Below are 11,727 nucleotides of genomic sequence, written 5' to 3'. Positions count from 1 at the left end.
CTATTTGCAGAAAGCCAAGTTAAGTTCTAGTATTGATTTAATGGTCTCTGCGAAAGATATTACCGACCTGATGGTCAAGAAAACTAAAGAAAATGAAGCTCTTGTCGAAAGGGCTTATTCGTTTGCAAAAAAAGCACATGGGGATCAAAAACGTTTTTCAGGTGAGCCATATTTTGAATCTCACGTTGTTGAGGTTGCTAAGAATTTGGCCCGTCTACACATGGACGCCAAAACTATTGCCGCCGGACTTCTTCACGACACCGTTGAGGACTCAAACATCTCAGACGAAGAAATATTAAAAGAGTTCGGTCCCGAAATTTCCTTCCTCGTAAAAGGAGTCACCAAACTCGGAAAGCTTAAGTATCGCGGTCTTGAGCGTCACGTAGAAAGTTTGCGTAAATTCTTCATCGCCACTGGCCAAGACGCACGCGTTATCGTTATTAAACTTGCAGACCGCCTTCATAACGTGAGCACCTTGAGACATGTACCTGAGGCAAAAAGAAAGCGCATAGCACTAGAGACACTTGAAATATATGCGCCAATTGCGAACCGCCTTGGTATCGGACGAATTCAAGGAGAGCTCGAAGATTATTCTTTTGAGTTCGCCTACCCAAAAGAATTTGAACAAGTAAAAAAACTTCTAAAAGAGAGGGAAACTGCAGGTGAACTGGAAGCTGAAAAAATAAAACGTTCCCTTCGAAAAGAGCTTGCTGAAAATGGGGTAAAAAGTTTTAAAACTGACTCCCGCATAAAACATCTCTGGAGCTTGTACTTAAAGTTGAAGCGTCATGATATGGATATGGATAAAATATACGATCTTGTCGCCTTGCGTATTATTGTTCCGTCGATCGAAGATTGTTATCGAGTACTTGGAATTATCCACAAAAAATGGCGTCCGCTCCCCGGAAGAATTAAAGATTATATCGCTCTTCCAAAACCAAACGGCTATCAAAGCATTCACACTACTGTTTTTTCTGGCGACGGCGGAATAATTGAAATACAAATACGAACAAAAGAAATGCACGAGGAAGCAGAGTTCGGTATCGCCTCACATTTGGGATATAAAGAAGTTGGCAAAAAGAAAAGTAAGCCAAAAGAGGAAAACGTAAATAAAAAACTTGAGTGGATTCAAGAAATAACCGAATGGCAAAAAAATGTTTCTAAAAGCGGAGAATTTTTGGAGCACTTAAAAATGGATTTTTTCAAAAACCGAGTTTTCGTGTTTACTCCACAAGGTGATGTTATTGAACTTCCAGAAGAATCGTCGCCAATTGATTTTGCGTATGCTATCCATTCTGATGTTGGAAACCATGTTTCTGGCGCAAAGGTCAACGGAAAATTGGTAGCACTTAACACAAAACTTAAGAACGCCGATATCGTAGAAATATCAACAAAAGAAGGAAGCAAACCGTCTGCAAAGTGGCTTGAGTTTACCAAAACCGCTTTTGCTCGCAAACAAATCAAATCTCACGCACAGGAAGGATTGGCTGATCAATTTGCTAAATTCCTAAAAGGAAACAAGTAAACCTAACTAGAGAGAGAAGTTGCGAACGTAATACAAATCGTCTTCTTGCTGTTCTTGTATCTCGTCTTTTGAACGGTCGTCTAGGAGAGCATCCACTCCGATTTCTGCTTCGTTAACAGTATTTTCCAATTCACGCCCTTCAATAAACTGTTCGAGCAATTCTCGGCGGTCTTCTTTGTTTGCGTTTAGGAGCTGGAAAATAGCTCTCAAATCGTCGTTTGAATAAAAATCGATTACTAGCTTGCCCCCAACCTCTCTCTTCTCAAGGGAGACACGTGTTCCAAGCGCTTCGGCAATTTTTCCCTCAAGTTCAAGAGCCTCTGGGTCAAATATAATTTCCTTTTTACGAACACGGTCGTGAGCAATTTTTCTGGCAATGCTTTCTGCCTCACGCACAGTAATGCGCTTAAAAACAATTTCTTTGTACAAAGTCATTTGCTCCTCAGGTCTATCGACAAGCATCAAAATTGGGCGAGTGTGTCCTTCGGAAATTTTTCCTTGAGCAAGGCCGATTCTCATTTCCTCTGGGAGAAGAAGGAGTCGCATTGTGTTTGAAACATATTCGCGACTCTTGCCAACCTTCTGCGCAATGTCAGCGTGCTTATATTTGAACTCTTCTCGGAGACGAGCAAACGCCTCAGCACGATCAACCGGATTCAAATCTTCTCTTTGAAGATTTTCAATGATAGCCAGTTCAAGTTTTGTTTTTGCGTCGTCTTCAACCGCACGGATAACTGAAGGAATTTGAGAAATGCCAGCCATCTTTGCGGCGCGCAAACGGCGTTCGCCGGCGATAAGCTCGTACTCTGTGGAAATACCGCCGTCTTCCCTTTCAACTTCGCGACGAGTAACGACAATCGGCTGAAGTATTCCGTACTGACGAATAGACTCTGAGAGGTCTTTTAGTTTCAACTCGTCAAACTCACGCCGTGGTTGATACGGGTTTGGTTTAATTTTTTCAACTTCTATCCAAAAAACTGAGTCGTTACGAAATTGGGACATAATAAATTAAATATAAAATGTAAAAAACTAGAGCACAGTTAAAATATAACCATCTTTATCTAAGCATTCTATCATACAAAATTGTATTAAAAAATTGATTTTTGTTCCCTAGTCCCCTAGAATATCGATAATCCTATTTTTAGGGTAAATGCCGGGATGGCGGAATTGGTAGACGCACACGACTCAAAATCGTGCGGAGCAATCCATGGGAGTTCAATTCTCCCTCCCGGCACCGAAAATTAAAAGACACCTGTTTGGGTGTTTTTTAGTTTTTGGCGGGAGAATTGAAAGCCGGAGCGCGACGGCGCGAGGCGAGGTCACGCAAATTTTCAGTAGAAAATTATGTGTGACCAATTCTCCCTCCCGGCACAGCGAACGAAGTGAGCAAAACAAAAAAACCACCCTTATGGGTGGTTTTTCGTTTTGCTATTTATTCTCCTTCAAATAGTTAAGCATTGTTTGTGCATCAGAAACTTCGAAAGGATCTAGCTCGCAATTGTCTGAGAGTCCCATTTCAGAAAAAATTTTCTTAACGACTCCATCTTCAACGTACATGCTATAACGCCAAGAACGATCGCCAAAACCAAGATTATCTTTTTTTACAAGCATTCCCATTCCCTCGGTAAAAGTACCTGAACCGTCTGGAAGCATCTTCACTTTTTCTACACCTTGATGTCTTCCCCACTGAAACATAACAAAGGCGTCGTTAACCGAAAGACAATAAACCTCATCGATACCAAGCGCTTTAAAATCATCATAAGCCGCTTCGTATCCAGGAAGGTGAGTAGAAGAACATGTTGGTGTGAACGCTCCAGGAAGAGCAAAAACTACAACCTTCTTTCCTTTAAAAATATCGTCTGAAGAAACGTCTTTCCAACGATATGGGTTTGGCCCCTCAACACTTTCGTCGCGAACGCGTGTCTTGAACACAACATTCGGAACATTTTTTATTTCTTGATTCATGTGTTTTTTAATTAATTTAATAATGTTTTAATTGTGTTCTGTCATTATATACACGGGGTGTGTATCGCGCAAAACTACAAATGTGGTAGCGTTAGGCTTAATGAAAAATAGTGCGAAAAAACCAAGAATTCTTGCCGTAATTGGCAAAACCGCAACCGGTAAAAGCGACTTAGCAGTAATGCTCGCCAAGAAATATGGTGGTGAGATTATTTCGGCCGACTCGCGCCAAGTCTACCGCGGGTTTGATTTGGGTAGTGGAAAAATCACAAGAAAAGAAATGCAGGGTATTCCGCACCACCTACTAGATATCGCTAGTCCAAAAAAACAATTTTCTGTTTCAGAATACAAACGCCTTGCCGACAGAGCCCTTGGAGAAATAATCTCGCGAGGAAAAACACCGGTCATCTGCGGTGGCACCGGTCTATATATTGATGCGGTATTAAAAAATATTGTTGTACCGGAAGTACCACCAAACAAAAAACTTCGCGAAAAACTCGAAAAGAAAACTACTGCTCAGCTTTTTGTTATTTTAAAAAAGCTAGACCCTCGGCGCGCAAAAGAAATTGACCGCAATAATCCCCGCCGTCTTGTTCGTGCCATCGAAATCGCTACTGCTTTAGGTAAAGTTCCTCACTTGGCGGTCCGACCGCCAAGTTGGGATGTTTTAAAAATTGGGCTTGATTTGCCAGACGAAATACTAAAAAAGAAAATACGCACTCGCCTACTCATGCGAATGAAGAAGGGTATGGTGGCTGAGGCAAAAAATCTTCACAAGTGTGGCTTGTCTTGGAAACAAATGGAAGCATTTGGTATGGAATACAAATATTTAGCACTTTATCTTCAAAACAAAATTACAAAAAAAGAAATGTTTGAAGGTATAGAAAAAGACACTTGGCAATACTCTAAACGCCAAGCAACATGGTTTAAAAAAGACAAAGAAATAAAGTGGTTTAAACCAATGGAAAAGGCAAAAATTATAAAAGAAGCAGAAAAATTTTTGAAAATTGACTTACTTCGCAAGAAAAAGTAGTCTTGAAATAGTCACAGAACTTAAGGAGAGTTCAAATGAGTAGTCTTGAAATTGGACAAAAAGTCTTTGTCCATACACCCGACGAAACATTCTTCGATTCAGGGCGAATCCTTGATATCAAGCAAGTGGAGAGCGGACCAGACGCCTTCAACCAAATCGCCATCAAGTCTGACGCACTGGACGGAGAAGAGGTGATTTTCCGTTTCCTCGATGAGGTTGATGGGTGGGTTCGCTTTTTTCAAGACCCGCTCGAGAATCCTGGTTCTCTGGTCTATAGCCAGCGCGAATCAACGTACAAGATCTTCGGGGTTGAAGACTAATTCACCCCAAGCGCACAAAGCCACCGAGAAGGTGGCTTTGTTTAATTTTGTATCACTATTTTTAAAACTTAAGTAGCGTCATTTTTTGTAACTTGATATACTCGCTGTTACGCATTGGGCCTATATCAAAATCAGATGTAGGCCTGGCGCTCGGACGAAATGAAATGTAGACCATTTCTATCCGCTTTCGAAAAAATTCTTGCAAGTAAGCTTTCAGAAATTTTCTCGCTCGCAGACACATTTCGCCCCGCTCCTCGTTTGGGCCTATAGTTCAGTGGTAGAATAACGGTCTCCAAAACCGTTGACCGAGGTTCGAATCCTCGTGGGCCCGCTGTGAACAAAGTGAACGTAGGGATCACAGCAAGCAAATCATTTTGCTTGCGTGAGGATTCGAAAGGCGGAGGCAGACGTGCCGAGCTGGGGTCGCGAGATTTTTCAGCAGAAAAATACTTGTGACCGATTCCCGTGGGCCCGCCAAATAAAAAACAAACCCCTTTCTGGGGTTTGTTTTTTATTTCTTCGACTCCTTATGTTTGGTGGCTTTTTTACACCACTTGCAATACTTTTTAAGCTCGATTTTTCGCTCGACTTTCTTGCGGTTTTTGCGACTCCAATAGTTGGTGTGCTTGCATGTTGCGCACGACAATTTTATGAGTTGATCCTGTGACATATGATTTAATCCTCGTGAGCATACTATAATTCACCATTTTTTGCAACATAACGCTATAATATATGCTTATGAATAAAAAGCTGGCTCTAACAATACTTAAGGCCGAAATTGAAGCAAATACTTCCCTTCCACTAAAGAAAAGTAACTTAGTCTTTGGTGAGGGTAGCCCTGATTGTATGGTTATGTTTATTGGCGAAGCACCTGGTAAAAACGAAGATTTAGAAAAACGACCTTTCGTCGGACGTAGCGGGCAACTAATCAATAAGAATCTCGAAAAAATTGGCTGGAAACGCGAAGATGTCTATATCACCAATATTGTTAAAAAACGCCCACCATTAAACCGCGACCCGAGTGAAAAAGAAATAAAAAGCTTCGAGCCATATCTTACAAAACAAATAGAAATAATTGACCCCAGAATCATCGTTCCACTTGGACGATTTGCGACGAATTATTTTTTATCGGATGCTAAAATTTCTCTCGCTCAAGGAAAAATATCTGAAGTGAGTGGAAGAAAAATATTCCCAATGTTCCATCCAGCGGCTGCCTTACGTGGCACAAAAGTAATGAAACAATTTGAGGCGTCTTTTAGGGAGCTCGGGCATATCGTTGACAACTTTTAGTGTGTACTTTATTGTCTCAAACAGACACGCACCTTAGGAGAAGAGAATGGAAGCACTAAGTCTAGTAATAAAACCGGCTTTCGCCCTTCTTTTGGCGATACTCGGAATAGGCGGAATTGCAGGGCTATTGCTGTGGCTCGCGATGCGTGGCAAGCCAAGCGACCGCAATTGGTTCCCTTGAAGCCATTCCATCACAACCAAAAGGCCGTCACCAAGACGGCCTTTTTTAATTTCCAGTAGTTTACAAACAACGCTTATGAAGTTATTATACGCAAGCACCATATGCGTCGGTGGCGGAGTGGTCAATCGCAACAGACTGTAAATCTGTCGGACTTAGTCCTTCGAAGGTTCGAATCCTTCCCGACGCACCAGCTAAAAAATCCCGAAAGGGATTTTTTGTGTTTAGAAGGATTCGAAAGCCGGAGCGTGATAATATAATCTAATGAACAGCTGGGCAATCTATGCTGCTATGGGCTTAGTACAGGTAAGCTTGTTAATGACTCTGTATAAAGTCCCAGCAGCTAAACAAATTAACAAATACACACTTTCGGTGTGGTCTTATTTTTTTGCCTCAATTTTAGCTGGAATTTTTTTATATAATTACATTTCTTTTGACGTCAAAACAGTTATATTCGCTCTTTTGTGGGGAACGGGCTATTCAATACTTTCACTTACCCAAATGCATGTTTTGCACAAACAAGACACAAGTAGTGTATTTCCATTCACAAGTCTAGTTTCTAATATTTTGGTCATTATCGGTGGGGTTCTTTTTCTCAACGAAACAATCACTTTTATTCAGTGGGTTGCTGTTTCCCTTTCGGTTCTACTTTTTATATCGCAATACTGGAACAACAAAATACATTTTATTGTTGAAATATTGCCGTCTTTCATGTTTATTTCACTGCTCTCAACTTTCAACAAGTTTATTCAAAAAGCTGGAGCAGACCATGTAAATATATATAATTTTATTTTTTGGCAATTAACATTCGCGCTTATCGCATCCTTTATAATCTTGTTTTACAAACGAAAACATATCTCTATAAAAGACTTAACTCACGGCGAAATGCTCAAATGGTCTGCTGCGAGCGGAGTTCTTCAATTTGGGGTGACTTACACAATTATAAAAGCACTTTCACTTGGGCCAATATCACTAGTTCACGTAATTATTGGACTCTATACTTTTTTCACCAGTTTACTCGCCTCGTTATTTTTCAAGGAGAAAATCACCGCAAAAGGATTGTTTTTTATTTTCCTTTCATTCCTTATCGTTCTCCTTATTAAGTTTGGATAATTTAATAAGAACCTCAAACAAAAAATAACGGCACTTGGCCGTTATTTTTTGTTTTCTATGCCGTAGACTTTTTTCTTAGACTTTTCCTTTTAATCGGGCTGATTGTTTTGCCTCGATTAATTTCAATTGCTAGATCATTATTCTTTTCGGTAACCAGAACCTTGTCCCCTGCCGATATAGATTTTGAAATGATAAGCATTGCCACTTTATTCAAAATCCTTTCCTGAATAAGTCTCTTTAGTGGGCGTGCACCATAATGAGGGCTATAACCTTCACGAGCCAAATACTTAAGCGCCTCTTCACTTATTTCCAAACTCATATCTTTTGTCTCAAGACGCTTGCGAACAATCTCTGTCTGAATAGTAACAATGTCACGGATAGCAGCCTCCGAAAGAATATCAAACACAATAATATCATCCAGACGATTTAGGAATTCTGGGCGGAAGTAATCTTTCAATGTCCCCAAGACTTTTTCTTTTGTCCCAGAATAATCTTGAGCTGTTGTTTTCGAACTAAAGCCCATGGATTCCATTTTTGAAATAAACTGTGAGCCGATGTTTGAGGTCAAAATAATCACAGAGTTTCTGAAGTTGACCACACGACCCTTTGCGTCTGTGAGTCGACCGTCATCAAGAACCTGAAGCAACAAATTAAATACTTCTGGGTGAGCCTTCTCAATTTCGTCGAACAAAATCACAGAGTATGGGCGGTGACGAACAGATTCTGTCAGTTGTCCTGAATCATCGTGACCAACGTAACCAGGAGGAGAACCAATCAACTTAGAAACTGAATGACTTTCCATATATTCGGACATATCCACGCGTATCAAAGCACGCTCGTCATTAAACATAAATTGGGCTAAAGCTTTTGTTAACTCAGTTTTTCCAACACCAGTAGGTCCCAAGAATATGAACGAGCCAATAGGTCGGTTTGGATCAGAAACACCAGCTCTTGAGCGTCGTACAGCATCAGAAACTTTTTTAATAGCCTCATCTTGCCCTATTACGCGTTTTCGAAGTTCGTCTTCCATGCGAGAGAGTTTTTCAATTTCTTCCTCAAGCATTTTTGAAACGGGAATATTTGTCCAACGAGACACCACATCAGCAATATCTTCCTCGCTAATTTCTTCACGCAAAATACGTTTGGTTTTCTGAAGCTTCTTTAAACGCGTCATTTTAAGGTGTAAGTCCTTTTCTAACGCTGGTATCTTGCTGTATCTTATTTCTGCAGCGCGAGTTAAATCGGCGCGAATCTCAGCATTTTCGGCTTCAACACGCAAAGTGTCTAAACTTTTCTTAACAACGCGAATATCATCAAGAATTGTTTTCTCGTTCTTCCATTTAATCTCAAGAGCTTTAGTTTTCTCTCTTAGGTCAGCAATTTCATTGTCAATAATTTTAACTCGTGCTTTTGTCTTCTTGCTTCCTACGGTGTCTGTACCAACCTCCAATTCTTTCTTCAAGGCTTCTTTCTCTATTTCAAGACGCATCACCTTGCGATGTGTTTCTTCAAGTGCTGGTGGCTTATTTTCAAGCGCTATGCGCATCGAAGAAGCTGCCTCATCAATAAGGTCAACGGCTTTGTCTGGCAAAAATCTGTTTGTTATATAACGAATACTCAAATTCACAGCCGCAACGATTGCATCATCAGTAATACGCACGCCGTGGTAAAGCTCATATTTTTCTTTAAGTCCACGCAAAATTGCGATGGTATCTTCAGGAGATGGCTCGTCAACAAAAACAGGCTGAAAGCGTCGAGCCAAGGCTGGGTCTTTTTCAATATGCTTTTGGTATTCCTTAAGGGTTGTCGCGCCGACAGCACGCAATTCACCACGAGCCAAGGCTGGTTTTAGAATGTTTGCGAGATCGAGTGCCCCCTCAGCACTTCCCGCTCCGACAATAGTGTGTAGTTCATCGATAAACAAAATAACGCGTCCTTCGCTTTTTTCTATCTCCTTCATCATCGCACGCATACGCTCCTCAAACTCACCTCGATATTTCGTGCCAGCAATAAGAGAACCTAAATCAAGCGAAACTAATTCTTTATCTCGAAGCGATTCCGGAACGTCTCCTCTTGAAATACGAATGGCAAGACCTTCAACCACTGCAGTCTTACCTGTACCTGCATCTCCAATCAAAATTGGATTATTTTTTGTACGACGAGAAAGAATTTGCATGATGCGCATTATTTCACTGTCGCGACCAATTACAGGGTCAAGCTTATCTTCACGGGCAAGGTCTGTTAGGTTTCGAGTATATTTTGAAAGCACGCGAAACTTTTTAGGAGAATCAACATCAACAACATTCTTGTTTCGAAGCTCCTCTAAAATAGTCATCGTCACTTCTTTGTTAACACGAAAACGATTTAAAATTTCTCTCGCTTGTCCTGGCACTTCACAAAGAGCCAAAAATAGGTGCTCGGTCGACGCTAAGTCGTCTTTCATGTACTGAGCAATTTTTACAGAACCCTCAAGAATTCGGGCAAGATCTGGCGTTAAAAACAAATGATATGACGGAGCCATTGTTGTAGCTGACTCTGGAGATTCAATTGCTTCAAGAAGAGAGTCTGTCAAAAGAGAGATATCAACTTCTAATTTTTCGAGAACAGAAATAACCGTGCTTTCATCTTGAAGCACCAAAGATGTTAGGAGGTGCACAGGAGTAACGTGATTTTGGCCACGCTCAACAGCAAGCTCGTGAGCTCTACTTATTGCTTGCTGGGCTTTTGTTGTAAATCTATCAAGTGGTGGCATTTTTATTTACTAGTTTATTAGTTAAAACAAAGCACAAATACGAGGAAACTATAACATTTAATTTTGATTTGTCAAAACTACTGAACGCTCTCACTTCCCTTATTTTTTGCCTCAGAAATAGCTGCCTCAATATAACTCCCGGGGACAACAAACTGTGCCATATCTTTTGATATCGCTACCCCAACGATATCTCCATTTAGATTTATCAATGGCCAACCAGTTTCTCTTGTTGTAGTGATGTTTGTCTTAATTGCACTTATGTGTGTTTTATCGATTTCGCCAGTTGTGGTCGTTGTGGCAGAAGAAACATTTTTCTCAAAAATTATGCCGGAGATAAGACCTGTTGAGACTAGTTCAGTCAGTCCAATAACGGTTTGTCCAACTTTCACTGTTGTCTCACTTGCTGTAGTCAACTCTAAGAGTGTTGGAGCAGTATCAGTAGCACCTAAAACAAGTTTCATAATAGCTACCCCACTTCCACTAGCGTACACGCGCTCAATGCGAACCATGCTTCCGTTTGCAAATTCAGCAACATATGGGATATCAGAATCACTAACAATACTCAAATCTGTTACAACCAATTTTTCACTTCCTGAAAAAACAAAACCATAACCAAGCAATGTTCCTGGGTTGTTTTTTTCTAAATCAACGTCGGTTTTGATCTTTACTACGTTTCCGTTATTTTTCTCAATAGCAGAAACCACCAACTCCTCTTCTTTAATTATCTTCGTAACAATGCTCGTACTGCGCTCTGGGGCAACTCTTTCAATTGTTTTTTCGATAACCCTATTTATAGTTTGAGTGATAGGTTGTGGGGAATTCTCTGTGAGCTTAATCATCACAATACCCGTCGCAATTGAGGAAACAAAACTAACAAGAATTGCAAGAAGAACGAGTTGTGTTTTGTTTAGATAATCCATTCCTCTAAATATAAATGGTATTAAACCGTAGAGCAAGTCTTTCCCTATAAAAAACCTAAGAAAAACGTTTTTCTACTACCTCCCAATCAATTGCGTTCATAAATGCCTCGATATAATCAGCTCTTTTTAGTCCATAGTCAGAAATATATGCATGCTCAAAAACGTCCATAACCAAAATAGGTGTTGCTCCTGCGAGATGTCCTGCGTCATGTTCGTTTATCCAAGTATTAAAGACCATCTTTTTTTCAGGGTCATACGCCAAAACAACCCAACCAATACCGCGCATTGTCCCACAAGAAACAAAGTCCTTTTTCCAGTCCTCAAATGAACCCCAAACATAATTCATTACCTTCTTTAATTCACCGTCGTCTTTTAAAGCAGAGCCGTCTAGCTTCATGTTTCCAAAATAAAGTTCGTGTAAACGCATTCCGTTCCACTCCCAACCAAAGCGGCGCTTAAGTTCGTTCCATTGCGGAGTTCCCGCTTCTACGGTTTTTAAGGTTTCTACAACCTTATTCGTATTGTTCACATAACCCTGATAAAGGGTGAAATGATTTTTTAAAAGAGTGTCACTAAAACCAGAAAGTCCTAACAGGTGATCAAAATTTTTTGCTTCGTAATTCATATGATTTTT

The 11,727-nt window shown here is 40.5% G+C and carries 12 protein-coding genes and 3 tRNA genes; 8 read left to right on the top strand and 7 right to left on the bottom strand.

Annotated features, from left to right (window positions below; translation table 11 throughout):
• Positions 1-4: 4 nt before the first annotated feature.
• The gene (locus WC724_00620; GenBank protein MFA6077503.1) at positions 5-1,525 is read left to right on the top strand and encodes a RelA/SpoT family protein; all 1,521 of its coding nucleotides are present in this window, start codon (positions 5-7) and stop codon (positions 1,523-1,525) included.
• 6 nt (positions 1,526-1,531) lie between these two features.
• On the opposite strand, the gene WC724_00615 is transcribed toward WC724_00620, so the two are convergent.
• Positions 1,532-2,527, bottom strand: coding sequence for a ParB/RepB/Spo0J family partition protein (locus WC724_00615; GenBank protein ID MFA6077502.1), 996 nt, complete (start codon positions 2,525-2,527; stop codon positions 1,532-1,534).
• 150 nt (positions 2,528-2,677) lie between these two features.
• On the opposite strand from WC724_00615, the gene WC724_00610 reads away from it, so the two are divergent.
• Positions 2,678-2,759: transfer RNA gene (locus WC724_00610), tRNA-Leu, on the top strand.
• A gap of 194 nt (positions 2,760-2,953) precedes the next feature.
• Here WC724_00610 and WC724_00605 read toward each other — a convergent pair.
• Positions 2,954-3,490, bottom strand: a complete 537-nt coding sequence (locus WC724_00605; protein ID MFA6077501.1) for a peroxiredoxin — start codon at positions 3,488-3,490, stop codon at positions 2,954-2,956.
• Between the two features lie 100 nt (positions 3,491-3,590).
• Between WC724_00605 and miaA the strand changes: the two genes are divergently transcribed.
• The 3 genes from miaA to WC724_00590 all read left to right on the top strand — a co-directional run bounded on the left by miaA (position 3,591) and on the right by WC724_00590 (position 5,171).
• Positions 3,591-4,520: a tRNA (adenosine(37)-N6)-dimethylallyltransferase MiaA gene (gene miaA, locus WC724_00600; GenBank protein MFA6077500.1), complete on the top strand. Its 930-nt coding sequence runs from the start codon at positions 3,591-3,593 to the stop codon at positions 4,518-4,520.
• Between the two features lie 35 nt (positions 4,521-4,555).
• Positions 4,556-4,840 carry a hypothetical protein gene (locus WC724_00595; protein ID MFA6077499.1) on the top strand — a complete coding sequence of 95 codons (285 nt, stop codon included), beginning with the start codon at positions 4,556-4,558 and terminating at the stop codon, positions 4,838-4,840.
• A gap of 260 nt (positions 4,841-5,100) precedes the next feature.
• Positions 5,101-5,171 (top strand) — tRNA-Trp (locus WC724_00590).
• 180 nt (positions 5,172-5,351) lie between these two features.
• Here WC724_00590 and rpmG read toward each other — a convergent pair.
• On the bottom strand, positions 5,352-5,510 hold the full coding sequence (gene rpmG, locus WC724_00585) for a 50S ribosomal protein L33 (protein ID MFA6077498.1): 159 nt from the start codon (positions 5,508-5,510) through the stop codon (positions 5,352-5,354).
• Between the two features lie 68 nt (positions 5,511-5,578).
• On the opposite strand from rpmG, the gene WC724_00580 reads away from it, so the two are divergent.
• Positions 5,579-6,130 carry a uracil-DNA glycosylase gene (locus WC724_00580; protein MFA6077497.1) on the top strand — a complete coding sequence of 184 codons (552 nt, stop codon included), beginning with the start codon at positions 5,579-5,581 and terminating at the stop codon, positions 6,128-6,130.
• A gap of 33 nt (positions 6,131-6,163) precedes the next feature.
• Here WC724_00580 and WC724_00575 read toward each other — a convergent pair whose 3' ends face one another.
• Positions 6,164-6,412 carry a hypothetical protein gene (locus WC724_00575; GenBank protein MFA6077496.1) on the bottom strand — a complete coding sequence of 83 codons (249 nt, stop codon included), beginning with the start codon at positions 6,410-6,412 and terminating at the stop codon, positions 6,164-6,166.
• A 2-nt stretch (positions 6,413-6,414) separates the two neighbouring features.
• Here WC724_00575 and WC724_00570 point away from each other — a divergent pair.
• Positions 6,415-6,501, top strand: a tRNA-Tyr gene (locus WC724_00570).
• A 71-nt stretch (positions 6,502-6,572) separates the two neighbouring features.
• Positions 6,573-7,421, top strand: a complete 849-nt coding sequence (locus WC724_00565; GenBank protein ID MFA6077495.1) for an EamA family transporter — start codon at positions 6,573-6,575, stop codon at positions 7,419-7,421.
• Positions 7,422-7,476: 55 nt separating this feature from the next.
• Here WC724_00565 and WC724_00560 read toward each other — a convergent pair whose 3' ends face one another.
• The 3 genes from WC724_00560 to WC724_00550 form a co-directional block, all read right to left on the bottom strand.
• Positions 7,477-10,173: an AAA family ATPase gene (locus WC724_00560; protein MFA6077494.1), complete on the bottom strand. Its 2,697-nt coding sequence runs from the start codon at positions 10,171-10,173 to the stop codon at positions 7,477-7,479.
• A gap of 77 nt (positions 10,174-10,250) precedes the next feature.
• Entirely contained in the window at positions 10,251-11,093 is an 843-nt protein-coding gene (locus tag WC724_00555; protein ID MFA6077493.1) for a hypothetical protein, read from the bottom strand.
• A gap of 55 nt (positions 11,094-11,148) precedes the next feature.
• The gene (locus tag WC724_00550; protein MFA6077492.1) at positions 11,149-11,718 is read right to left on the bottom strand and encodes a Fe-Mn family superoxide dismutase; all 570 of its coding nucleotides are present in this window, start codon (positions 11,716-11,718) and stop codon (positions 11,149-11,151) included.
• Between the last annotated feature and the right edge of the window lie 9 nt (positions 11,719-11,727).

The organism is Candidatus Paceibacterota bacterium (assembly GCA_041661305.1).
GTDB lineage: Bacteria > Patescibacteriota > Minisyncoccia > Phycocordibacterales > VMEP01 > VMEP01.
This window is presented reverse-complemented; position numbering and strand designations above follow the sequence as displayed.